This window comes from Streptomyces thermocarboxydus, from assembly GCF_024760485.1.
Lineage (GTDB): Bacteria > Actinomycetota > Actinomycetes > Streptomycetales > Streptomycetaceae > Streptomyces > Streptomyces cellulosae.
The window spans coordinates 4,508,356-4,531,431 of sequence record NZ_CP058273.1 but is presented as its reverse complement, the minus strand read 5'-3'; the positions used below and the strand labels follow the sequence as shown (position 1 = coordinate 4,531,431).

The following is a 23,076-nucleotide window of genomic DNA, read 5'->3' as shown; positions in this document are numbered from 1 at the left end:
CCATCCTCGCGCACTCCCTCCGCCCGGCGCGGGACGGGCGGGGGCGCGGCCCGTCGGGCGCCCCCGCCGTGTGAAGAGATGGTGCCGGGGCGGCCGTTGATCGTCGCACCCTCGCGCCCGGGCCTCTCCCGCAGGACACTCGTAGCGACACGATCGCCGCCGGAGGGGGACGGGACATGAGGGACGGTCATCGGGCCGACGCCGAACGGCTGTTGGCGCGGGCCGTGGAGGAGGAGGTGCGCCGGTCGGGCGGGCGCACCGACGGGAAGGTGCTGCTGTCCCGGGCGCGGGGGGCGCTGGACGCGATGGCGCGCACGGCGGCCGAGGAGTACGAGGCGTACACCCGCGCCCTGGACGAGGCGGAGGCCGGCCGGCTGTCGTTCCGGCAGCGGTACGCGCGCGAGGGCGGCGGGACGCCGTTACTGGTGGCCGGGGTCGCGGGCGTCGCGGCGGTGGTCGCCGACCTGGCGTTCGGCACGGGCACCGGGACCGCGCTGGGCGCGGGCGTGGCCGTCGGCGTGGCCGGGGCGGCGGCGACCGTGGTGAAGGTCGCCGGGTCGCACCTCCCCGCCGCCCACCACCACGCCGGCGCGGCGGGCCAGCCGGGCGGGGTCGAGCAGCTGCGGCTGCAGTGGCTGACCGCGCTGGAGGTCCGGGGCATCCGGCCCTTCCTCGACCAGCAGCGCGTCCTCGCCGCCTCCACGGCGCCCAAGCGGACCGGGCCGCGGCTGCGCGGCACCGACAAGAGCGCGGCGGCCCGCGGGAGAAGCGTCCTTGAGCAGTCGTTCGGGCAGCTTCCGGAGCCGCACGGCCCGTTCGCGGGACGGCGGCAGGAGATGGCGCGGATCCGGCAGTGGGTGCAGTCGGCCCGCGCGGCCACGGAGACCCGGCCCACGGTCGTCGTGCTGCACGGGGAGCCCGGCAGCGGCCGTACGACGCTGGCGGTGCGGGCCGCGCACGAGCTGAGGGACTACTTCCGCGGGGCCTGCGTGGTCGACCTGCGCGGCGACGGTTCCGGCGAGCCCCCGCTGTCCACGCGGGACGCGCTGCTGCACCTGCTGAACCGGCTCGGCGCGCCCCGCGAGCAACTGCTGTTCCGCGAGCGGACCTCGCCCGACCAGCAGGTCAAACGGTTGAGCGAGCTGTACCACCAGCATCTGGCCGGCACGCCCGTCACGATCGTCCTCGACGACGCCTCCGACCCGCAGCAGGTCCGCACGCTGCTGCCGGAGCGCTCCGACAGCCTGGTGCTCGTCACCTCCCGATCGCCGCTGGGACTGCCCGAGGACCTGCCCGCGCGGGTGCACCGGCTGCCGGTGGAGCCGCTGGACGCGGCCGGCGCGGAGGAGCTGCTGACGGCCGCCGCGCAGGACGACTCCGGGCCGTACGACGCCGAGTCCGCGGAGCGGGTGCGGGAGCTCTGCGGGGGCCTGCCGCTGGCGCTGCGGCTGGCCGGCGCCGCCCTCGGGCCGCGCTCCACGCTCGCCCTCGCGACCGACCTGGGCGCCTACGGGCCCGTCGAGCCGGTGGAGCGGGCCCTGTGGCTGCGCTACACCGACCAGCCCGACACCGTACGGCGGCTGCTGCGGCGGCTGGCGCTGGCCGGACGTGCCTCGCTCGGCGCGGCCGCCGCGGCGGCGCTGCTGTCCACCGACGAGGCGGAGGCCACCCGGCATCTGGAGGCGCTGCACCGGGCCGGGCTGATCGACAAGGTCCGGCACAGCCGGTACCGGCTGCACGCCCTGGTACGGGCGTTCGCGCACGCCCGCCTCCTCGACGAGGAGGACCCCGACGAGCGCGCCGCCGCGCAGGAACGGCTGATCGTCAACTACGCCGAGCTCGCCGACTCGGTGCTGCGGCTGGTCGACGGCAACATGTCGACCCGCTCCGACCGCTTCAGCCCGTACGGCTTCACCTCGCTGGACGAGGCGCTGCGCTGGCTGGACGACGAGTCCAGCTTCATCACCGCCGCGCTGCGGCACGCCGAGGGCGTCGACCAGGGCGCGGTGCTGAATCTGCTGGGCGCGCTGTGCGACTACTGCCTGCTGCGCGGCGACCTCTACCGGCTGGGCGAGATCAACGAGCTGGCGCAGGCCGTCGACGAGGGGCTGCTGGTCCGCTCCGTGCAGTGGCGCACGGGCATCGCGGCGCGGCAGCTCGGCGAGCTGGACACGGCGCGGACCACGCTGACGTCGGTGGTGGACCTGTACCGGGAGGCGCAGCACGAGGCGGGCCAGGCACGGGCGCTGACCTCGCTCGGCATCACGCTGCACCACCAGGGCAACCTGACGGAGGCGTCGGAGCGGCTGCGGGAGGCGCTGGACCTCCAGGCGTCGGACGCGCTGGCCGCCGACCGGGCCTGGACGATGCACGCGCTGGCCGCGGTGGAGCGGGACCGGGCCCGGCTGGCCGAGGCGCTGGAGCTGCTCACCGAGTCCCTGGTGCTGCACCGTGCCGGCGAGTCCCTGCACGGACAGGCGTGGGCGCACTTCCAGCTCGGGCAGCTGCATCTGCGGCGCGGGGACGTGGAGCGCGCGGAGGGCGAGCTGCGCACCGCCCTCGACCTGTACGGCCGCACCCGGGACGCGCGCGGCGAGGCCTGGGCGCTGACCGAGCTGGCGCGGGCCCGGCTGGTCGACGGGGACGCTTCTCCCGCGGTGGAGGAGCTGCGCCGGGCCGCCGCCCGGCACCGGGACAACGAGGACGCGCGCGGCGAGGCATGGACGCTGTACTACCTGGGGCAGGCGCTGGAGGAGAGCGGCGACCTGGACCGCGCGGTGCGCGAGCTGGAACGCGCCCGCACGATGTTCTCCCGTATGCGGGACGTCTACGGCCTGGCCTGCGCCCGGCACCACTCGGCGCGGGTCACCCGCGACCAGCGGGCGGCGCAGACGGGCTCACTGCGCAACTCCGGGTTCGCCCGGCAGCTGCTGGTGGACGCGCGCGCCGACTTCCAGCGGATCGGGGTGGCGCACGGCGAGGCGTGGACGTGCCTGGAGCTGGCGGTCGTCGACGCGGGCAACGCGCGCACGCAGCAGGCGCTGGCGCTGTGCGACGAGGCGGTCGCGCTGTTCGCCTCGTACGGCGACCGGCGCGGCGAGGACTGGGCGCGCTTCCTACGCTGCACGCTCCTGCCGTACGCGGCGCCGGGCGGCACGGAGGTCGGCACGGCGGTGGCCCAGCAGGAACTCACGGAACTGGCCGCCGCGCCCCACCCGGCCCGCGACCCCAAGCTCGCCGACTGCGTCGACTCCTACCAGCTCCTCCTGGAGCGGGGCGTCAGCCTGGACACGGGCTGGCAGGCCTGGAACCTGGGCCTGGTCCCCACGCGCCACGCCCGGGAGGTGATGGGGGTGCCGGTGCCACTGGACGCGTGAAGGGCCCTGCGGGGCGGCCCCGCCCGCCGGCGCGGGCACACGGGAACCGGCACCCGGCGCAGCTGCCGGGTGCCGTGCGTCTGTGCGCCTGGGGTCAGGCCGTGGACTTGCCGGTGTCGGAGGCGGGGCCTTCCACGGCGGCCTCGTCGGCCTCCGCGAAGTTCACGCGGCCCATGTGCCGGTTCATCGACTTCATCAGGCCCCAGACCGCCAGGGCCATCACCGCGAAGACGACGAAGCCGAGGACACCGGGGGTGACCTTGTTCTCGTCGAACTCCTTGGCGAGGGGAGCCAGGTGGGTCATTGCCAGGCTTGCGCTTGCGCTCATGTCAGCCATTGTCCCGGATGCCCGCGAAGAGGTCGTCCTCGGGGAGGGAGGTGTCCACGAGTGACTTCGCGAGCTCGTACTCCTCCGTCGGCCAGACCTTCTTCTGGAGGTCCAGCGGCACCCGGAACCAGCCCCCGTCGGGGTCGATCTGCGTACGGTGCGCGATCAGCGCCTTGTCGCGGATCTCGAAGAAGTCGGCGCACGGCACATGCGTGGTGAGCGTGCGCTCCTTGCGCTCGAACTCGTCCCACCGCTTCAGCCAGTCCCCGTACGGCGACTCGAGCCCGCGCTCCAGCATCGCGTTGTGCAGCGCCTCGGTGCGGGGCCGGTTGAAGCCCTGGTTGTAGTACAGCTTCAGCGGCTGGTACGCCGGGCCGAACTCGTCCTCCGGGTACTTCTCGGTGTCCGCCGCGCCCTCGAACGCCACCATCGTGATCTTGTGGGTCATGATGTGGTCCGGGTGCGGGTAGCCGCCGTTCTCGTCGTAGGTGGTGATCACCTGCGGCCGGAAGGAGCGGATCTTGCGCACCAGCTCGCCCGCCGCCTTGTCCACGTCCTGCAGGGCGAAGCAGCCCTCCGGCAGCGGCGGCAGCGGGTCGCCCTCGGGCAGGCCCGAGTCGACGAAGCCCAGCCACTCCTGCTTCACGCCGAGGATCTCGCGGGCCTCGTCCATCTCCTTCTTGCGCACCTCGTGGATGTGCTCCTCGATGTACGGGTCCCCCTGAAGCTTGGGGTTGAGGATGGAGCCGCGCTCCCCGCCCGTGCAGGTCACGACCAGCACGTCCACCCCCTCGGACACGTACTTCGCCATGGTGGCCGCGCCCTTGCTCGACTCGTCGTCGGGGTGGGCGTGCACGGCCATCAGTCGCAGCTTGTCGGTCAAGACTCAATCCTCAAGTCGTTGGGCGCCCTGTGTGCGGCGGCGCAGTCGCAGGCTTCTATAGTGACGGAACCGGGGGGCGAAAAATTCCGGAGCGCCGCTCCCGGGGACGGACCGGGGACGCCGGTCCCTTCCTTCCGAGGAGACGATCATGAGTACGTCGAGCACGCGGCTGCCCGAGGGCCGCTACGGCCGCTCCTCGGACCAGCGTGCCGACCGCACCCTCAAGATCGTCGGCGCTGTGCTCGCCGTCCTGTTCACGGCCATGATCGGCTGGTTCGGCTACCACTACGTCGCGCAGAACGAGATCAGCGCCGAGCTGATCCGCTTCGAGACCGGCGAGGACGCGGTGAAGGTGCATCTGGAGGTGCACAAGGACGCCGGGGTCGTGGGCTACTGCACCGTGCGCTCCCAGGCCGCGGACGGCGCCGAGGTCGGCAGGGCCGACTTCCGCTTCGACGGCGACGCCACCCGCATCGACCAGGTGGTCACGCTGCGCACCACCTCCCCCGGATCCAGCGCGGAGCTCGTCGGCTGTCACGCCGAATGAGCGGGCGGGGAATACCCGGCCACTGACCTGCGCTGTCGGGAGAACAGTGGCTTATGTCCTCCCCCTGCGGGCACTGAATTGTTAGGCTCGTGGTTTCGCCCGTCCCTGGGGGACCATCCTTCTGGGTAGGGCGATGCTTTGTATTCCCAGTACCTACGAGGAGCACCTGTGACCCAGACCAGCGAGAACGTCACCTGGCTGACCCAGGAGGCGTACAACAAGCTCAAGGACGAGCTTGAGTACCTTACTGGTCCCGCGCGCACGGAGATCGCCGCCAAGATCGCCGCCGCGCGTGAGGAGGGCGACCTGCGTGAGAACGGCGGGTACCACGCGGCCAAGGAGGAGCAGGGCAAGCAGGAGCTCCGTGTGCGCCAGCTGACCCAGCTCCTGGAGAACGCCAAGGTGGGCACTCCGCCGGCGTCCGACGGAGCGGTGGCGCCCGGCATGGTCGTGACGATCGCCTTCGACGGCGACGAGGACGACACGCTGACCTTCCTGCTCGCCTCCCGCGAGTACGCGAGCTCCGACATCGAGACCTATTCGCCGCAGTCCCCGCTGGGGTCCGGCGTGATGGGCCACAAGGTCGGCGAGGACGCCGAGTACGAGCTGCCGAACGGCAAGAAGGCCTCGGTGACGATCCTCAAGGCCGAGCCGTACAACGGCTGACCCGCCGCCGCACGCAGTCCCCACGGGCCCCCGGCGCCCTGAGCGCCGGGGGCTTCGTCATGCCGCGGCCGAGCGGTACTTGCGCACGGCCAGGGTGCGGAAGATCGCGATGATCAGCACCGAGTAGATCACCGACGCCCACACCGCGTGCTGCATCGGCCAGGCGTCCGAGGTGGACACGCCCGGGTTGCCGAACAGCTCGCGGCAGGCCTGGACGGTGGCGCTGAACGGGTTCCAGTCCGCGATGTGCCGCAGCCAGGGCGTCATGTTGCTGGAGTCCACGAACGCGTTCGACACGAACGTGACCGGGAACAGCCAGACCAGGCCGCCGGAGGTGGCCGCCTCGGGGGTGCGCACCGACAGGCCGATGACCGCGCCGATCCAGGTGAACGCGTACCCGGTGAGCAGCAGCAGGCCGAACGCGCCGAGCACCTCGCCGACGCTGGTGTGCGTGCGCCAGCCGACCAGCAGGGCGACGATCGCGAGCACGAGCAGGGTGAGCGCCGTCTGCACCATGTCGGCGAGGGTGCGGCCGGTGAGCACCGCGCCGCGTGCCATCGGCAGGGAGCGGAAGCGGTCGATGAGCCCCTTGTGCATGTCCTCGGCGATGCCCGCGCCGGCGCCCGCCGTGGCGAAGGTGACGGTCTGGGCGAAGATGCCGGCCATCAGGAACTCGCGGTAGACCTGTGGGCTGGTGGAGCCGCCGACGTCCAGCGAGCCGCCGAACACGTACGAGAACAGCACCACGAACATGATCGGCTGGATCAGCCCGAAGATGACCACTTCGGGGATGCGCATCATACGGATCAGGTTGCGCTTGGCGACGACCAGCGAGTCGCGGACGGAGCGGGTGAACGCGTTCCCGTGGGACGCGATCCGCACGGATTCGGTGACGGCACTCACTTCGCGGCCTCCTCGTCGGACAGCTCGGACTCGGCGGCATGGCCGGTGAGGGAGAGGAACACGTCGTCGAGGGTGGGGCGGCGCAGGCCGATGTCGTCGATCTCGATGCCCTCGGTGTCGAGCTCGCGGATGACCTCGGCGAGCAGCTTGGCCCCGCCGGAGACCGGCGTGGTGATCTTGCGCATGTGCTCCTCGACCGTGGTGTCCCCCTGGCCGAGGCCGCGCAGGCTGTATTTGTCGAGGAGGGCGGCCGCGGTGCGGATGTGCTCGCGCTCGTGCACGACGACCTCGACGCGCTCGCCGCCGGTGCGGGCCTTGAGCTGGTCGGAGGTGCCCTGGGCGATGACCTTGCCGTGGTCGACGACCGCGATGTCGTGCGCCAGGTGGTCGGCCTCCTCCAGGTACTGCGTGGTGAGCAGCAGGGTGGTGCCGCCGGAGACGAGGTCCTTGATCACCTCCCAGAGCTGCTGGCGGTTGCGCGGGTCGAGTCCGGTCGTCGGCTCGTCCATGAACATCACGGGCGGGGAGACGACCAGGGCGGCGGCCAGGTCGAGGCGGCGGCGCATGCCGCCGGAGTAGGTCTTCGCCGTGCGGTCGGCCGCGTCCGCGAGGTGGAACTGCTCCAGCAGCTCGTCCGCGCGGGCCCGGGCGGCCTTGGCCTTCATCTGGTAGAGCTGGCCGACCATCTGGAGGTTCTCCCGGCCGGTGAGGTACTCGTCGACGGCGGCGAACTGACCGGAGAGGCCGATCGAACGGCGCACGGCGTCGGGGTCCTTCAGCACGTCGATCCCGGCGACGACGGCCCGGCCGCTGTCGGGACGCAGCAGCGTGGTGAGGCAGCGGACGGTGGTGGTCTTGCCCGCGCCGTTCGGCCCGAGCAGCCCCAGGACGGTCCCCTCCGGGACCTCGAGGTCGACGCCGTCCAGTGCCTTGACGTCTCCGAAGGTCTTCACCAGACCTTCGGCTTGGATGGCACCTGGCATATGAATCTCCACGTCATCGTGATTCTTCGGAAAAGCCTAGGTTTGTGTGCCGGCATGCGCCGGGCGCCGCCCCGGGCAGGACGCCGGGGGTCGCCGACGGCCACGCCGTGACAGAGCACACACCATAACGCGATGTATCGCGTCTCTCAATGGGATTACCCGAAGGGGTGAAGCCGCTTCCGGCGTCAGCCCATGACCGTGTAACCCGCGTCGCGCAGGGCCTGCTGTACCTCGGCGCAGTGCGCCGGTCCCTTGGTCTCCAGGTGCAGCTCGACCTCCGCCTCCGTGAGTCCCAGCCGCGGGTCCGTCCGCACGTGGCTCACGTCGAGGACGTTAGCGTCGACCACTGACAACGCCCCCAGAAGCGAGGCCAGGGCGCCGGGACGGTCGGTCAGCCGCAGCCGAACGGCCAGGTAGCGGCCCTGCGCCGCCATGCCGTGCCGCAGCACCCGCTCCATCAGCACCGGGTCCACGTTCCCGCCGGACAGCACCGCGACCACCGGGCCCTCGAAGGCCCCCGGCCGGCTCAGCAGCGCCGCGACCGGACTCGCCCCGGCGGGCTCGACGACCAGCTTGGCCCGTTCCAGGCACAGCAGCAGCGCGGCCGACAGCTCGTCCTCGGTGACCGTGCACACCTCGTCCACCAGCTCCCCGACCAGCGCGAACGGCACGTCGCCCGGCCTCCCCACCTTGATCCCGTCGGCCATCGTCGCCGGGTGGCTCAGCGACACCGGGCGCCCGGCCGCCAGCGACGGCGGGTAGGCCGCCGCGCCCTCCGCCTGCACGCCGACGATCCGCACGTCGGGACGCAGCGCCTTCACCGCGACCGCGATCCCGGCTGCCAGCCCGCCCCCGCCGACCCCGACGACGATCGTCCGGACCTCGGGGCACTGCTCCAGGATCTCCAGGCCCACCGTGCCCTGACCGGCGATGACGTCCGGGTGGTCGAAGGGGTGGATGAACACCGCGCCCGTCTCGCGCGCGTACTCCTGCGCCGCGGCCAGCGACTCGTCCACCACCTGGCCGTGCAGCCGCACCTCGGCGCCGTACTCACGGGTGGCGCTGATCTTCGGCAGCGGGGCGCCCTTCGGCATGAACACCGTCGAACGCACGCCGAGCAGCGACGACGCCAGCGCCACGCCCTGCGCGTGGTTGCCCGCGCTCGCCGCGACGACCCCCGCGGCCCGCTCCTCGGGGAGCAGCCCGGCGATCCGCACGTACGCGCCGCGCAGCTTGAAGGAGCCCGTGCGCTGGAGGTTTTCGCACTTCAGCAACACCGGCGCCCCGACCTGCGAGGACAGGTGCCGGCTGCCCTCCAGCGCGGTCGTGCGGGCCACGCCGGAGAGCATCTTGTGGGCGCCGCGCACGTCGTCGAGGGTGACGGTGCGCAGCCGGTCGGCCGTGCGGTGGTTCATGCCTCCAGCATCGCAGTTTCCCCAGGGACCGCCCCGGTGTGACCAACCCGCGGACGACCGGTTTGCACAGCCCCGGTACGGTCCGCGTCCGGGCCGCGTACCCTGTCGTCCCATCAGCAGCCCATCACGAAGTGAGCCCCCCGCCATGCCCACTACACCTGATATGTCGATGGACATGACGACCGATCTGACCGCGGTCGGCGACACCGGTCTCCTCGACACTCTGCAGCACGAGGTGGCGCTCTTCGCCCGCCGTGCCGAACAGACCCGGCTCGGCGGGGTCGGCCAGGTGCGGAACTCCATGGACCGCGCCGCCTACCTGCTGCTCAACCGGCTCGACAAGGAAGGTCCGATGGGCGTCAAGGCCCTGGCCGCGTCCATGGGCATCGACTCCTCGACGGTCACCCGGCAGGTGGCGCCGCTCGTGGACACCGGTCTGGTCAAGCGGACCTCCCACCCGGAGGACGGCCGCGCGGTCGTCCTCCAGCTCTCCCCGCGCGGCCACGCCCGCCTGGAGGAAGTACGCGCCTCCCGGCGGCAGTTGATGGCCGAGCTGACCCACGACTGGTCGCCGGAGGAGCGCGAGGAGTTCTGCACGCTGCTCACCCGGTTCAACGGCGCGCTGTCCGCCCGGATGGCCGGGCACGACCGCGGCGACTCCTGACCCGCCCGCGCTCGCGCACCGTGCGCGCCTCTTGACCCGGGGACGCGCCCTGGCCTGATATGTGAGGGGGTCCCCGTCCGCCGCGCGGCACGGGCGGCCCTTCGCGGGGGCTTCGGGAGGTGCGGGTGCGACCACGGCATGCCTACGACGACGTCCGCCGCGCCCAGGAGTTCCGGGCGTACGTGGCGGGCGCGGGCGGACGGCTGCTGCACACCGCGACCCTGCTCACCGCCGAGCCCCGGGACGCCAACCCGCGCGCCCAGCGCCTGCTCACCCTCGCCCTGGCCCGTACGTACGCCTGCTGGGACCGGCTGCACGGCGAGGACCCGTACGACCACACCCGGCGCTACCTGATGACCAGGTTCGCGCTCAGCACCCTGCGGTACGGCGCGCGGCTCCCCTTCCGGCCCCCGCCCGGCGGCCCGCTGGCCGAGCTGAGCCCGCAGGAGCGGCTGATCCTGGTGATGCGGCTGCACGAGGGCATCGGCGAGGACCAGACGGCGGCCCTGCTGGGCCTGCCCGTGGAGCGCGTACGGGCCGTGCAGAACCGTGCGATGGCCGTCGTGCTGCGTCCCGCGCCGAAACCGGCGCCCCTGATGGGCCGCGCCGGGACGGTGCCGTCATGACCGGGGATGCGGGGGTACAGCGGTGAACCGCTCCAACCGTGAGGAGCGGGTGCGGCGGCTGATGGTGGCGCGCCCGCCCGCGCTGCCGCCGGATCTCGCCGGGGAGGCGGTGCGGCGCGGCGCCCGCGTGCTCACGCGCCGCACCTACGCGCGGCGCGTGATGTGGGTGCTGCTGTGCGCGGCGGCCGTGGCGTTCACGGTGTGGGCGCTGACCGCCCGTCCCTGGGTGGAGCCGCCGTCGGAGACGACCCCACCCCTGGTCGGCTGGTGACTAACGGCCCAGCGCCTGCTGCAGGTCCTCGAGCAGGTCGTCGACGTTCTCGATGCCGACGGACAGACGCACCAGGTCGGCCGGGACCTCCAGCTGCGAGCCGGCCACCGACGCGTGCGTCATCCGGCCCGGGTGCTCGATCAGCGACTCGACGCCGCCCAGGGACTCGCCCAGGGTGAACACCTGAGCGCGGTTGCAGACCTCGACGGCCGCCTGCTCGCCGCCCTCCACACGGAAGGAGATCATCCCGCCGAAGGAGCGCATCTGCTTGGCGGCGACCTCGTGGCCGGGGTGGTCGGGCAGGCCCGGGTACAGCACGCTCGTCACACGCGGGTGGCGGGTGAGCATGTCGGCCACGCGGGCCGCGTTCTCGCTGTGGCGGTCCATGCGCACCGACAGCGTCTTGGTGCCGCGCAGCACCAGCCACGAGTCGAACGGCCCGGCGACCGCGCCCATCGCGTTCTGGTGGAACGCCAGCTCCTCGCCCAGCTCCGCGTCGGCGGTGACCAGGGCGCCGCCGACGACGTCCGAGTGGCCGCCCATGTACTTGGTCAGGGAGTGCACGACGACGTCCGCGCCGAGCGCCAGCGGCTGCTGGAGGTACGGCGTGGCGAAGGTGTTGTCGACGACCAGCCGGGCGCCGGCGTCCCGCGCCACCTGGGCGACGGCGGCGATGTCGGTGATGCCGAGCAGCGGGTTGGAGGGGGTCTCCACCCAGATGACCTTGGTCTTCGGGGTGATCGCGGCCCGCACCGCCGCCGGGTCGGAGGTGTCGGCCACCGACCACTCCACTCCCCAGCGCGCCACGACCTTCGCGAACAGGCGGAACGTGCCGCCGTAGGCGTCGTTCGGGATGACCACGTGGTCGCCGGGCGCGAGCAGCGTGCGCAACAGGCAGTCCTCGGCCGCCAGTCCGGACGCGAACGCGAGCCCGCGGCGGCCGCCCTCGAGGGCGGCCAGGTTCTCCTCCAGGGCGGTCCTGGTCGGGTTGGCGCTGCGGCTGTACTCGTAACCGCCGCGCAGGCCGCCGACGCCGTCCTGCTTGTAGGTGGACACCTGGTAGATCGGCGGGACGACCGCGCCCGTCAGGGGGTCGGCGGTGTTGCCCGCGTGGATCGCGAGCGTCTCGAAGTGCTGACTGATGTGCCTGTCGCTCATGCGCCCGAGGGTAGTGCGCGGAAGGGTGTGATGACGGCCGCGGCCCGTCCGGGCGGGGCGGCTGGGCCCGTGCGCGCTCTCGCCGGGGGCGGCCGGCGGGAGTTTTCCACAGGTTCGGGTACCTCGTTGGCCATTCGGGCGCGCGGTCTGGTTCGCTTGTGACATGGAGATTCTGTGGGTCCTGATCGCCCTCGTCATGCTCGCCGCCGTGGCGTTGCCGTTCCTGCGGCGCCGGCGCGGCGCCGTGGGCCTGGTCCCGCCCGGCCACCCGGACGCGGCGGACCCGGCGAACTACGGCTTCGCACGCCAGGAGGAGCTGGACATCCGCCTGCCCGGCCCGGACGAGGACCTGCTGGACGTCCTCGACGTGGTGCAGCGGACCCAGGACTACCGCGCGGCGCAGCAGCTGCTGGCGGGCACGCCCGCGGACGGCGAGCAGCGCTGGCAGCGGGTGCAGGCCTTCGCGGGCGCCGCGTCCCTGGAGCTGGCGCAGCGGCCCGGCGGGGTCTCCGAGGCGCCGGGCGGCCAGTGGCTGCGGGTGTGGCGCACCGAGGCGCCCAAGGACGCGGGCGGCGCCGCGGTGCACGCGGAGTTCCTGGTGCAGCAGGCGTGGCGCACGGCCGCGCCCGGCTCGGACGAGTTCCGGATCATCATGGAGGAGGCCAAGGCGGCATGCGGCGAGGCCGCCCTGCTCGCCCCCGGCGACCCGGTTCCGTACATCGTGGAGCTGTCCGTGGCGCGCGGACTCGGTTACTCCCAGCAGGAGTTCGAGCAGGTCTGGCTGAAGATCCTGGACCGCGCCCCGGCGCACATGGGGGCGCATCTGGCCGCGCTGCACTACTGGTGCGAGAAGTGGCACGGCTCGCGGCAGCAGGCGTACGACTTCGCGGAGGCCGCGGCGGCCCGGGCGCCCCAGGGGTCGCTGCTGGCCGCGATGCCGCTGTTCGCGGTGTTCGAGCACCTCCCCGAGGTGAACCTGGTCAGCGGGTTCTACCAGAGCGAGGTCGTCACCAAGGCGATCCACGGCGCGCTGCACGCGGTGCACTCCGCCCGCCCGGACGACCCGATGCTCGCGCATGTGCGGCACATGCTGGTCTTCTTCCTGGTGCGCTCCGAGCGCTGGGCGGAGGCCATGAACCAGCTCATACACGTCGACGGGCACGTCGGCGCCCTGCCGTGGACGCTCTCCCCGGACCCGGCCGCCGAGTTCGCGGTGTACCGCGCCCTGGCGGTCGCCGGCTACGAGGCGAACGGCGGCAGCCCGGCCACGCTGCCGCACTGACGTCAACACCCGCGCGACGCCCCGGTGTTTGTCCGTATTTTGACCCGTCCGCACCCATATTCTTGACCCCTGCGAGGCCAGGACGGGCCTCCGGTCGAGGAGTCGGGTGTGGCGAACGTACGGGTCTACGAGCTGGCCAAGAGGGTCGGGGTCGACAGCAAGGTCGTCCTGGACAAGATGACCGAGCTGGGCCACTTCGTACGGTCGGCGTCGGCCACCGTCGAGGCACCGGTGGTCCGGGAGCTGATCGACGCGCTGGGTGTCGTGCAGGAGACGGCCGCGTCCCTGCCCCGGGTGCCGTCGCCCGCGGCGCCGCCCGCCGGTTCGGTGCTGCGGCCGACGCACCACGAGTGGGACCCCACGTCCCGCTGGAAGCCGCTGCAGCCCTTCGACCCGCGCCGGGTCGGGCCGTACACGGTGCTGCGGCGGATCGGCAGCGGGTCGATGGGCCGGGTGTTCCTCGGGCGCACGCCGGCCGGGCGGCTGCTCGCCGTCAAGGTCGTCAAGGAGGAGCTGGCCGACGACCTGGAGTTCCGCAGGCGCTTCCAGCGTGAGGTGGCCGCCGCGCGAGGCGTGAACGGCTTCTACGCACCACCCGTCGTGGACGCGGACACCACCGGGGACATCCCCTGGCTGGCCACCGCGTACGTCTCGGCGCCGTCCCTGAAGGACCTGGTCGACGCGTGCGGGCCGCTGCCGCTGAGGGCGCTGCGCTGGGTGGCCGCGCAGCTGGTCGAGGCGCTGCGCTCGGTGCACGCGGCGGACATCGTCCACCGCGACCTCAAACCGTCCAACGTGCTGGTCGGCGTGGACGGTCTGCGCGTGATCGACTTCGGGCTCGCCCTGGCGGCGGCCGCCGCGGCCAGCAAGCTGACCGTCGCGCACACCACGCTGGGCACGCCCGCCTACATGTCGCCCGAGCAGGCGCTGGACGCGCGGAAGGTGACGTCCGCGAGCGACGTGTACGCGCTGGGCGCGGTGCTGGTGTTCGCCGCGACCGGGCACAGCCCGTACCCGGGCAGCGACCCCGTGCGCACCATGCTCCGCATGCAGACCGAGGCGCCCGACCTGGGCGGGGTGCCGGAGCCCTTCGTGGACGTCGCCGCGTCCTGTCTGCGGCCGGACCCGGACGGGCGCCCCGGCCTCGACGAGCTGCTGGACCGCATCGTGCGGGACATGGAGCCGGGCCCGGACGGGCTGTACCGGCCCTCGGAGCTGCTGCCGCCGGCGGCCTTCGAGTTCCTCGGTCTCCAGGACGTGTGAAGCCTCCAGGACGTGTGAAGAACGGAGCAGGAGTGCAGGAAGTCATCTACCTGTCCGACCGGAAACTCTCGCAGTTTCTGCCCGGACTGCGGTCCGCGTGGCCCCGGCAGCGGGTCAGCGTCTCCACGCCGTTCGGCGGGGTGGAGGTGGACCCGTCGCCCGGCCCCGCGTCCGACCTGTGGGGCAGGCATCTGCTGCGGGTGGTGCGCCGGGTCGAGGAGTCGGCGCGCTGGTACACGGAGGCGGGGGCGCGGCCGGGGCAGTGGATCGCCTTCGAGGCGCCGCTCAACTACTTCGCGCTGGACGGCGCCGACCCGACGATGGTGTTCTTCGCGGACACCCCGGACACCCCGGAGCCGGACCACCCGGTCCGGCTGCTGCTGCACGGCTCGGTGGACCACCTGATCGCGGGTCCGCCGGCCCGCGTCACCGACGAGACCCGCCGGTCCGGCACGCTCGTGCGGAACCTCCTGGGCTCCGACGCCAGCGCGCCCGGCGCGCTGCTCGCCGCCCTCTCCGACGACCTCGGCGCCGGCCCGGACGGCCGCCGCCCTTCCCTGGTGGGCGCCCTCCACGCCCTCCTGGCCCGCATCGACGCCCAGACCCACCCGGAGACGGCGGCGACGATGCGCGGCTACGCCCGCGTCACCACGGGTATCCCCGCAACGAAGCCGCCGGGGCTGCTGGTCGCGAGCCCGTTGTACGTGGAGTACACGGACGCGTGAAGAGGCTTGGGCCGTCCGTGCAAGGACGCAGGCCGTCCAGGAACACTCAGGCCGTCCAGGAAAAGGCTCAGGCCGTCCAGGCGGACGGCAGTGCGTCCAGGGACAGCCCCTCCTCCTCCAGGTCCTCCTCCGCGCCGGGAGGGGCGGGCACGGGGGGCTCTTCCTCCATCGGGGCGGACCCTGTCCGCGGGCTGGTCGTCACCGCTGACTCCTTCCCGGGCGACGGCCTCGTAGTCCGTCCGGCACAGGACCGTCGCGGCCGGAAGGCCGCGACGGTCCGCGCACGGAGGGCTCAGATCGTCGCCGTGTCGATCACGAAGCGGTAGCGGACGTCGTTGTTCTCGACGCGCTCGTAGGCCTCGTTGATCTCGGACGCGGCGATCAGCTCGATCTCCGCGCCGATGCCGTGCTCGGCGCAGAAGTCCAGCGTCTCCTGGGTCTCCGGGATGCCGCCGATCATCGAGCCGGCCAGCGACCGTCCGCCGCCGATCAGCGAGAACAGGTTCAGCGACACCGGCTCCTCGGGGGCGCCCACGTTCGCCAGCGTGCCCTCGGGCTTGAGCAGCGACAGGTACGCGCCGAAGTCCAGCGGCGCCGACACGGTCGACACGATCAGGTCGAAGGAGCCGCGCAGCTCCTCGAAGGTCTTCGGGTCGCTGGTGGCGTAGTAGTGGTCGGCGCCCAGGCGCAGCCCGTCGTCCTTCTTGCGCAGGGACTGCGACAGCACCGTCACCTCGGCGCCCATCGCGTGAGCGATCTTCACGCCCATGTGGCCGAGGCCGCCCATGCCGACGACGGCGACCTTGCGGCCGGGGCCCGCGCCGAAGCGCTTCAGCGGGGAGTACAGGGTGATGCCCGCGCACAGCAGCGGCGCGGCGACGTCGAGGGCGAGCCCGTCGGGGATGCGCACGACGAAGTTCTCGTCGACGACGACCTTCTCGGAGTAGCCGCCGTAGGTGACCTCGCCGTCCCGGCCGATGCCGTTGTAGGTCGGGGTCTGGCCGTTCAGGCAGTACTGCTCCTTGCCCGCCCGGCACATCTCGCACTCGCGGCAGGAGTCGACCATGCAGCCGACGCCCACCCGGTCGCCGACCTTGAACCGGGTCACGCCGGGGCCGACCTCGGACACGACGCCCGCTATCTCGTGGCCGGGGACCATCGGGAAGATCGCCTCACCCCAGCCCTCGCGGACCTGGTGGATGTCCGAGTGGCAGATCCCGGCGAACTTGATGTCGATCAGCACGTCGTGCTCGCGGACGGCTCGCCGCTCGATGGTGGTGCGCTCCAGCGGTGCCTTGGCGGCGGGCGCGGCGTACGCGGCGACAGTGGTCATACGAAGTTTCTCCTCCTGAGGGGGTCGTGCGCCCGGAATCTCTGCGCCCGGGCCCGCACGCTGTCCAGCCTGCGACAACGGCCGGCGCGTACCCAGACTTCCTGGTTGCCTACGCACGCTGTGCCTACCACTGGCGGGGACAGGCACGATGTGCGTACGAACGGGCACCATGGACATATGGACGAGCGGATGGGCCCCCAGGGCGGCGGCCTGGACCCGCGTGCCGAGCTGAGCGAGTTCCTGCGCACGCGTCGGGCCCGGCTGAAACCCCAGGACGTGGGACTGCCGGACCTCGGACGGCACCGCAGGGTGCCCGGTCTGCGCCGGGAGGAGCTGGCGCAGCTCGCCGGGGTGTCCGTGGCGTACTACACACGCCTGGAGCAGGGCAACGGACGCAACGTGTCGGCGGAGGTCCTCGACGCGATCGCCCGCGCGCTGCGGCTGAGCGACGCCGAGCACGCGCATCTGACGCATCTCGCCCGGCCGGGCCGGCGCCGCAAGCGGCCGGAGCCCCGCACCCGCCAGGCCCGTCCGGCGCTGCGGCAGCTGCTGGACGCGATGGAGACGGTCCCGGCGTACGTGGTGGGCCGGCGGTCGGAGATCCTCGCGTGGAACCGGATGGCGACGGCTGTCTTCGGCGACTGGGGCGCGCTGCCGGCTCAGGAGCGGAACTGGGCGCGGATGGTGTTCCTCGATCCCGCACAGCGTGAGCTGTTCGTGGAGTGGGAGCAGAAGGCCTGCGACATGGTCGCCTATCTGCGCATGGACGCGGGCCGGCACCCGGACGACCCCGCGCTGTCCGCGCTGGTGGGCGAACTGTCCGTGAAGAGCGAGGAGTTCCGCACGCTGTGGGCGCGGCACGACGTCAAGGAGAAGAGCCACGGCGTGAAGCGGCTGCGGCACCCGCTGGTCGGTGAGCTGACGCTGCTGTGGGAGTCGTTCCGCCCGGCCGGGGAGGACGAGCAGTCGCTGGTGACGTACTTCGCGGAGGCCGGATCGCCGTCGGCCGAGGCGCTGCGCCTGCTGGGCAGCTGGAACGCGGACGCGCCGGCGGACGGATCGCGGACACCGGCCGCCTGAGAGGCGGGAGACGGCGGGAACGGGAACGGCCCGTCGGAGGCGGGTTGCCTCCGACGGGCCGTCACCCGTGCCGGACTACTTGCCGTAGTAGGCGTTGTAGACCGTGATCAGGGACGCGTTGCCCTTCTTGTCGACGATCTTGGCGCGCAGGGAGACCGCCTTGCCCTTCGCGGGGTTCTTGACGGTGACCTTGCCCTTGGTGACCGTGGTCTTCTTCCAGGTCTTGCCGCCGTTGTAGGAGACGTACACCGCGAGGGACTTGAGGTTCTTGCCCTGGGCGGCGCCCTCCACGACGACCGGGAAGGTGGCCTTCTTGCCGGCCGCGACCTTGCTGTCCAGCCCCGTGACCGCGGCGAACCGGGCCGAGGAGACGGGCAGGTGCTTCTCGCCCGACGTCTTCTTGGACCGGAAGGTCCAGCTCCCGTCGATGCGGGTGGACGTGGCGGCGACCTTGGCGCTGCGCCGGACCGTGGTGGTCAGCCGGTAGGCGGCGTCACCGGACGGGACGGCGAAGCTCTCCTCGCCGAACAGCGGGTCCTTGATGGAGCCGGCCTTCTTGCCGTTGCGGTAGAGGGTCGTCACGGCGGAGGAGTAGTCCGAGGAGCCCACGTGGCCCTTGCCGTCGGCGAACAGCGGGATCAGGCCGTAGATGCTGTTGCCGTCGCGGAAGACGCCGTAGTCCGAGGTGAGACGCGGGCCGAAGACGGCCGTGTTCACGGTCTCCTTGTAGGTCTTGCCGCCCTTGTAGGTCCTGCCGGCGCCGATGGAGTACCCGGCGTCGTAGACGGGCCAGCCGTCCTCGTCGACCCCGCCGAGCTGCTCGAAGTCGAGGTCCCACGTCACGCCGTTGGCCGTGGACAGGTACAGCGTGCGGGTGCTGGGCAGCTTCTGCTCCTGGGAGAAGCCGGACGCGCCCGAGCCGCCGGGCAGCCAGCCGTACGCGGTGACGGCGCCCTTCTTGCCGCTCGCCGCGGCGCCCATGCCGACCTGGACGGTGGCGAACTCCTTGGCCTTGAAGGCGCGGGTGTAGCCGGTGGCGAGCTTCTTCACCGTGCCGCCGCTGACGGCGCTGTACTGCGCCTTGGCGCCGTTGCTGAAGTGGGCGTCCCACTGCTGGCTCAGCGTGCCGTTGGTGATCTGCGGGCCGAGGTGCGCGGTGCGGAAGCCGTCGAAGCTGTCCAGCCACCAGCCGAAGGAGACCGCGCCGTCGTTCGTCTCGACGGTGTAGTCGGCCGAGGCGAACTGCGGCTTGGCGCCCTTGCCCGGCACGGTGACCTTGACCGGCTTGGCCTTGCGGGCGTCCAGCGTCACCGTGGTGTTCTTGGTGACGTCCAGCTTGGGCTGGGCGAGCCAGTCGGCGCCCTGCCACTTCTCCGGGTCGGCGCCCACGAGCACGCCGGCGTCCAGGACGTAACCGCCCTTGGGCACGCGCACGCTGACGGTGCCGTCGGCCTCGTACGGCCAGTACGACCGGTCCTTGCCCAGGCCGGTGAGACCCGTCAGGCCCGCCGTGTAGTTCGCGGTGGCCTTGCCGGAGCGGTCGAGGACCTTCAGCGTGAGGGTGTAGGACTCGACCTCGCGCTCCACCGCGGCCGCGGTGCGCACGCTCTGGCCGGCGCCGGTGGCGACCACGTACGCCGAGTACGCGCCGTCGACCGTGCCGCCGAGGCGGGTGTCGGCGGTGACGTCCACGGAGGCGGTGCCGTTCGCCGGGACGGTCAGGGTGGAGGCGCCGAGGGTGAAGAAGCCGGCCGGGGCGGCCTTGCCCTTCGGGTCGGTCGCGGTCGACGTCAGCTTCAGCGTGACGTCCTCGGTGCCGAGGTTGCGGTAGGTGAGCTTCTTGGTGACCGGCTTGTCGTCGGCGTGCGGCCACTGCTGGACGCCGAAGCTCAGCGACACCGGCTCCGCGATCACGGTCTGCGCGATCGCCTTGTCCACCTGGACGCGGCCCGAGCCCTGCTCGAACGGTGTGTACGTGCCGTCCTTGGTGGAGGCGGTCAGCGCGCCCTTCAGCTCCGCGTACGTCCACTCCGGGTGCTGCTGCTTGAGCAGCGCGGCGGCGCCCGCGACGTGCGGGGTGGCCATCGAGGTGCCGGAGATGGTCATGTAGCCGGCCGGCTTCTCGCCGACCTCCTTGGCGATCTCGTTGCCCTTCGCCGAGGCGGCCGTGATGTCCACGCCGGGGGCGGTGAGGTCCGGCTTGACGGCGCCGTCGCCGAGACGCGGGCCGGTGGAGGAGAAGTCGGCGAGCCTGTCCTTGTCGTCGACGGCGCCGACGGTGAGGGCGGAGTCCGCGCTGCCGGGCGAACCGATCGACTGGGGGCCCTCGTTGCCCGCCGCGATGGCGAACAGGATGCCCTTCTCCTTGGAGAGCTTGTCGACCGCCGCCTCCAGCGGGTCGGTCTCCGGGGTGTCCATGCCGCCGAGGCTCATGTTGACGATGTCGGCGCCCTGCGCGGCCGCCCACTCCATGCCGGCGAGGATGCCGGAGTCGTCGCCGAAGCCGGAGTCGTCGAGGACCTTGCCGTTGAGGATCTTCGCGCCGGGCGCGACGCCCTTGTACGTGCCCTTCGACTGGGCGCCCGTGCCGGCCGCGATGGAGGCGACGTGGGTGCCGTGGCCGACGACGTCGCCGGTGGTGGGCGCGGAGGTGAAGTTCTTGGCCGCGGCCACCTGGCCCTTGAGGTCCGGGTGGGTGGCGTCCACACCGGTGTCCAGGACGGCGATCTTGACGCCCTTGCCGTCGTAGCCGGCCTCCCACGCCTTCGGGGCGCCGATCTGCCCGACGGAGGTGTCCAGGGACGCCTTGCGGACGCCGTCCAGCCAGACGCGGGCGACACCGGAGGCGGTGCGGTCGCCGTCGGTGACGGCGTCCCACAGCTCGGCGGTGGCCTCGTCCGGCGTCTGCACCGCGTCCGCGTTCAGGGACGTCAGCGCCCGGCGGACCGTGCCCGCGTCGCGGACGTCGGCCTTGGCGGCCTTCGCGGCGCCCCGGTAGCCGACGATGACCTTCAGACCGCCGCGGTGCGCGGTGCGGGTCGCCGTCTTGTTCAACTCGGTGACGTCGAACAGGCGTTGGTCCAGCGTGCCGGTCGCGACCAGCCGGGCGGCGTCGGCCGGGACGACCAGCGTGCGGCCGTCGGCACGGCGGACCTGGACGGGTATGTGCTCCCGGCCCTCGGCCGGCTCCACGCCCACGACACGGCCCTTGGCGTCCAGTGCGACCCGGTCACCGGTGATGAGGGTGACCCGGTGCTTCCCCTTGAGCGCCGCCGCGCTCACGGACGAGCCGGCGGCCGTGCTGTTCTCCCCGTCGGCCGACGCGGGGCCGGCCATGCCCGCCGCGAGCGCCACGGCGGTCGCCGTCGCGATCGTGGCCGCGCATGCTCTTTTGACTTGTCTGCGCAAGGTTCCCCCTAGCGAAGTCGCCGGGCGGCGAAAGCATCACCCGGCCGGGGGTGGTCTCGTACGCCTGCGCGCACCCCCCGGTGCTCGGAGTATGCCGACACGTGATCAAGCGGCTCAAGGGGGTTCGGAAGTGGTCGGGAAGTCGCCGGGTGACTGTGATGTGGCCGCAGGAACTCCGTTACAGAATCGCGCGGTTGGGGCGAGAGGGACGCCGAACGGCCGGTGCCCCCGTCACCGCTCCCGAGGGAGGGGACGAGGGCACCGGCCGTGTGGTGGGGTGTTTCGTGGCGGAAGGGGCGTCAGACCGCGGAGCCGGCCTTCCACTGCTCCCAGCTCATGTTCCAGCCGTTGAGGCCGTTGTCCGGGGCGATGGTCTTGTCGCCGGTGTTCTGCACGACGACCACGTCACCGATGATCGAGTTGTTGTAGAACCAGGCGCCCGGGGTGCTCGGGTCGTTGGCGCCCTTGGCGTCGGCGAGACCCACGCAGCCGTGGCTGGTGTTGACGCTGCCGAAGATGGACTTCGCGCCCCAGTAGTTGCCGTGGATGAAGGTGCCCGAGTTGCTCAGACGCATGGCGTGGGGCACGTCCTTGATGTCGTACTCGCCCTTGCCGTCGTCGTCGGTGAAGCCGACGGTGGCGCCGTTCATCCGGGTCTCCTTGAACTTCTCGGAGATCACCATCTGGCCCTCGTACGTCTTGTTCTCGGGCGCGCCGGCGGAGATCGGGATGGTCTTGACGGTCTTGCCGTTCTGCGTGACCTTCATCTGCTTGGTCTCGGCGTCGACGTAGGAGACCTGGTTGCGTCCGATCTTGAACGTGACCGTCTTCTGCTGGACGCCGTAGACGCCCTCGGCGCCCTCGACCCCGTCGAGCGCCAGCTTCAGGGTGACGGTGGAACCCTCCTGCCAGTACTGCTCGGGGCGGCAGTCCATGCGGTTGCCGTTGAACCAGTGGCAGGCCACCTCCTGGCCGCTGCTGGAGGACACCTCGATGCCCTTCTGCACGGCGGCCTTGTTGGTGATGGCCTTGTCGAAGTTGATCGACACGGGCATGCCGACGCCGACCGTGGTGCCGTCGTCCGGGGTGAAGTTGCCGATGAAGCTGTTGGAGGGGGAGACGGTCGTGAAGGACGCGTTCTCGTGGGCGATGAGACCCTCGGAGTCCTTCGCGGAGGCCGACAGCTTGTAGGTGGTGGCGCGCTCGAGCTGGCCGCTGGGCTTCCAGCTCTTCTTGTCGGGCGATATCTGGCCCTCGACGGCGGTGCCGTCGGCGGTGGTCATCGTGACCTCGGTGAGCTCGCCCTTCTCGACGGTCACGGTGGCCGAGTTGTTGATGGAGGCGTTCGTCGAGCCGTCCTTCGGCGTGATCTTGATCTGCGCCGCGGAGGACTTCTTGGCCGCTGCCTCGTCGACCTGCGCCTGCGAGGTGTCCTTGCCGTCTGATCCCGCGGCGTCGTCGTCCCCGCCGGAACACGCCGAGAGCACCAGCACCCCGCCGAGCAGAGCGGACGCGGCCGCCAGACCCCTGCGCCGCCGCTTACCGTCCGTCATCACACGCTTCTCCATCGTTGCCAGAATCCCAACCCCACGAGGCCCCTGGCAGGAGCCGAGGCGCCTCGTCCACAAGCTTCAACGCTACGACCGGGTGATCCGGTTCCCGAGTCCTACGCGTGTGGGACTCACCACGTCCGCCGTTGCGGACCGCGGGAACGCCGGTCAGTGCGCCGATTGAGACGTGCCGTCCGGGGGCGTCGGTTGCCTCCCGGGGTCAATATTTCGTCAAGTCGTCTCGGCCGCCGCGGGAACCGCCGTCGGGGGACGCGTCATATGTGGGGGCTTCTTCGTCGTCATATGTGGGGGATTCTTCGTCGTCATATGTGGGGGATTCTTCGTCGTCGGACTCGTCTTCGCAGCCCTCTTCGAACTGCCGCCATCATCGCCGCCGCTCCCCCCGTCACGCGAGTACCGGTCGTGATCCAACCACCCGTCACCGCACGCGATCCGCCCCGGCCACCTCCCCGTCACCCCCGCCGACCAGTACGAACGGGCACGTAAGAGAGCTACGCGATTCTTACTGTGCCCTCGGTCACAACCCTTTGCGCACAAGCCCGTTCAGCATCTGCCACATCCACCCCACAGGGCGAAAACGTACAAACCGTCAC

Annotated in this window: 20 protein-coding genes; 10 read left to right on the top strand and 10 right to left on the bottom strand. The window is 71.9% G+C overall.

The annotated features are described in order from the left end of the window. The first annotated feature begins 176 nt into the window (after positions 1–176). A complete protein-coding gene (locus AY578_RS20995; RefSeq protein ID WP_136239703.1) occupies positions 177–3,377 on the top strand; it encodes an ATP-binding protein in 3,201 nt (1,066 codons plus the stop codon). Positions 3,378–3,471: 94 nt separating this feature from the next. On the opposite strand, the gene AY578_RS20990 is transcribed toward AY578_RS20995, so the two are convergent. Continuing rightward, entirely contained in the window at positions 3,472–3,714 is a 243-nt protein-coding gene (locus tag AY578_RS20990) for a hypothetical protein (RefSeq protein WP_037778951.1), read from the bottom strand. Continuing rightward, complete coding sequence (gene mca, locus AY578_RS20985) at positions 3,707–4,588, bottom strand: mycothiol conjugate amidase Mca (protein WP_019526006.1); 882 nt, start codon at positions 4,586–4,588, stop codon at positions 3,707–3,709. The genes AY578_RS20990 and mca overlap by 8 nt, the downstream gene beginning before the upstream one ends. Positions 4,589–4,736: 148 nt before the next feature. Between mca and AY578_RS20980 the strand changes: the two genes are divergently transcribed. Both AY578_RS20980 and greA read left to right on the top strand, forming a co-directional pair. Then, positions 4,737–5,135 carry a DUF4307 domain-containing protein gene (locus AY578_RS20980; protein ID WP_019526005.1) on the top strand — a complete coding sequence of 133 codons (399 nt, stop codon included), beginning with the start codon at positions 4,737–4,739 and terminating at the stop codon, positions 5,133–5,135. Positions 5,136–5,303: 168 nt separating this feature from the next. Further along, complete coding sequence (gene greA, locus AY578_RS20975; RefSeq protein ID WP_019526004.1) at positions 5,304–5,801, top strand: transcription elongation factor GreA; 498 nt, start codon at positions 5,304–5,306, stop codon at positions 5,799–5,801. A 57-nt stretch (positions 5,802–5,858) separates the two neighbouring features. On the opposite strand, the gene AY578_RS20970 is transcribed toward greA, so the two are convergent. From AY578_RS20970 to ilvA, 3 genes are all read right to left on the bottom strand, one after another. Further along, the gene (locus tag AY578_RS20970; protein ID WP_019526003.1) at positions 5,859–6,704 is read right to left on the bottom strand and encodes an ABC transporter permease; all 846 of its coding nucleotides are present in this window, start codon (positions 6,702–6,704) and stop codon (positions 5,859–5,861) included. Further along, positions 6,701–7,687: an efflux ABC transporter ATPase subunit, DrrA-related gene (locus tag AY578_RS20965; protein WP_161106947.1), complete on the bottom strand. Its 987-nt coding sequence runs from the start codon at positions 7,685–7,687 to the stop codon at positions 6,701–6,703. Before AY578_RS20965 ends, AY578_RS20970 begins: the two co-directional genes overlap by 4 nt. 185 nt (positions 7,688–7,872) lie before the next feature. Further along, positions 7,873–9,102 (bottom strand): threonine ammonia-lyase, encoded by a 1,230-nt coding sequence (gene ilvA, locus AY578_RS20960; RefSeq protein ID WP_019526001.1) that lies wholly within the window; start codon positions 9,100–9,102, stop codon positions 7,873–7,875. 175 nt (positions 9,103–9,277) lie between these two features. Between ilvA and AY578_RS20955 the strand changes: the two genes are divergently transcribed. From AY578_RS20955 to AY578_RS20945, 3 genes are all read left to right on the top strand, one after another. After that, positions 9,278–9,766, top strand: coding sequence for a MarR family winged helix-turn-helix transcriptional regulator (locus AY578_RS20955; protein WP_370878986.1), 489 nt, complete (start codon positions 9,278–9,280; stop codon positions 9,764–9,766). Positions 9,767–9,891: 125 nt separating this feature from the next. Next, positions 9,892–10,392, top strand: a complete 501-nt coding sequence (locus AY578_RS20950; RefSeq protein WP_019525999.1) for a sigma factor-like helix-turn-helix DNA-binding protein — start codon at positions 9,892–9,894, stop codon at positions 10,390–10,392. Positions 10,393–10,414: 22 nt separating this feature from the next. Then, positions 10,415–10,663 carry a hypothetical protein gene (locus AY578_RS20945; RefSeq protein ID WP_019525998.1) on the top strand — a complete coding sequence of 83 codons (249 nt, stop codon included), beginning with the start codon at positions 10,415–10,417 and terminating at the stop codon, positions 10,661–10,663. Here the strand turns inward: AY578_RS20945 and AY578_RS20940 are convergent, their stop codons facing one another. Beyond that, positions 10,664–11,821, bottom strand: a complete 1,158-nt coding sequence (locus AY578_RS20940) for a cystathionine gamma-synthase (protein ID WP_019525997.1) — start codon at positions 11,819–11,821, stop codon at positions 10,664–10,666. A 163-nt stretch (positions 11,822–11,984) separates the two neighbouring features. Between AY578_RS20940 and AY578_RS20935 the strand changes: the two genes are divergently transcribed. The 3 genes from AY578_RS20935 (at position 11,985) to AY578_RS20925 (ending at position 15,091) form a co-directional block, all read left to right on the top strand. Then, entirely contained in the window at positions 11,985–13,103 is a 1,119-nt protein-coding gene (locus AY578_RS20935; protein WP_019525996.1) for a hypothetical protein, read from the top strand. A 108-nt stretch (positions 13,104–13,211) separates the two neighbouring features. Continuing rightward, the gene (locus AY578_RS20930) at positions 13,212–14,366 is read left to right on the top strand and encodes a translation initiation factor IF-2 N-terminal domain-containing protein (RefSeq protein ID WP_026243991.1); all 1,155 of its coding nucleotides are present in this window, start codon (positions 13,212–13,214) and stop codon (positions 14,364–14,366) included. A gap of 32 nt (positions 14,367–14,398) precedes the next feature. Then, positions 14,399–15,091, top strand: coding sequence for an SAVMC3_10250 family protein (locus AY578_RS20925; RefSeq protein WP_019525995.1), 693 nt, complete (start codon positions 14,399–14,401; stop codon positions 15,089–15,091). Between the two features lie 67 nt (positions 15,092–15,158). On the opposite strand, the gene AY578_RS20920 is transcribed toward AY578_RS20925, so the two are convergent. Together AY578_RS20920 and AY578_RS20915 are read right to left on the bottom strand one after the other, a co-directional pair. Continuing rightward, positions 15,159–15,293 carry a hypothetical protein gene (locus AY578_RS20920; protein WP_019525994.1) on the bottom strand — a complete coding sequence of 45 codons (135 nt, stop codon included), beginning with the start codon at positions 15,291–15,293 and terminating at the stop codon, positions 15,159–15,161. Between the two features lie 90 nt (positions 15,294–15,383). Next, entirely contained in the window at positions 15,384–16,424 is a 1,041-nt protein-coding gene (locus AY578_RS20915; RefSeq protein WP_258903840.1) for an NAD(P)-dependent alcohol dehydrogenase, read from the bottom strand. A gap of 177 nt (positions 16,425–16,601) precedes the next feature. Here AY578_RS20915 and AY578_RS20910 point away from each other — a divergent pair, with 177 nt between their 5' ends. After that, entirely contained in the window at positions 16,602–17,504 is a 903-nt protein-coding gene (locus AY578_RS20910; RefSeq protein WP_019525992.1) for a helix-turn-helix domain-containing protein, read from the top strand. A gap of 75 nt (positions 17,505–17,579) precedes the next feature. On the opposite strand, the gene AY578_RS20905 is transcribed toward AY578_RS20910, so the two are convergent. Continuing rightward, complete coding sequence (locus AY578_RS20905) at positions 17,580–20,912, bottom strand: S8 family peptidase (protein WP_026243990.1); 3,333 nt, start codon at positions 20,910–20,912, stop codon at positions 17,580–17,582. 299 nt (positions 20,913–21,211) lie between these two features. Then, entirely contained in the window at positions 21,212–22,465 is a 1,254-nt protein-coding gene (locus AY578_RS20900) for a L,D-transpeptidase (protein ID WP_019525990.1), read from the bottom strand. Between the last annotated feature and the right edge of the window lie 611 nt (positions 22,466–23,076).

What these genes read in the sequence shown, in the direction of transcription:
- AY578_RS20965 (WP_161106947.1), bottom strand. Translation starts at nt 7,687, where the DNA reads ATGCCAGGTGCCATCCAAGCCGAAGGTCTGGTGAAGACCTTCGGAGAC.
- AY578_RS20900 (WP_019525990.1), bottom strand. Translation starts at nt 22,465, where the DNA reads ATGACGGACGGTAAGCGGCGGCGCAGGGGTCTGGCGGCCGCGTCCGCT.
- AY578_RS20940 (WP_019525997.1), bottom strand. Translation starts at nt 11,821, where the DNA reads ATGAGCGACAGGCACATCAGTCAGCACTTCGAGACGCTCGCGATCCAC.
- AY578_RS20995 (WP_136239703.1), top strand. Translation starts at nt 177, where the DNA reads ATGAGGGACGGTCATCGGGCCGACGCCGAACGGCTGTTGGCGCGGGCC.
- AY578_RS20990 (WP_037778951.1), bottom strand. Translation starts at nt 3,714, where the DNA reads ATGGCTGACATGAGCGCAAGCGCAAGCCTGGCAATGACCCACCTGGCT.
- AY578_RS20910 (WP_019525992.1), top strand. Translation starts at nt 16,602, where the DNA reads ATGGACGAGCGGATGGGCCCCCAGGGCGGCGGCCTGGACCCGCGTGCC.
- AY578_RS20915 (WP_258903840.1), bottom strand. Translation starts at nt 16,424, where the DNA reads ATGACCACTGTCGCCGCGTACGCCGCGCCCGCCGCCAAGGCACCGCTG.
- ilvA (WP_019526001.1), bottom strand. Translation starts at nt 9,102, where the DNA reads ATGAACCACCGCACGGCCGACCGGCTGCGCACCGTCACCCTCGACGAC.
- AY578_RS20980 (WP_019526005.1), top strand. Translation starts at nt 4,737, where the DNA reads ATGAGTACGTCGAGCACGCGGCTGCCCGAGGGCCGCTACGGCCGCTCC.
- AY578_RS20935 (WP_019525996.1), top strand. Translation starts at nt 11,985, where the DNA reads ATGGAGATTCTGTGGGTCCTGATCGCCCTCGTCATGCTCGCCGCCGTG.
- AY578_RS20955 (WP_370878986.1), top strand. Translation starts at nt 9,278, where the DNA reads ATGACGACCGATCTGACCGCGGTCGGCGACACCGGTCTCCTCGACACT.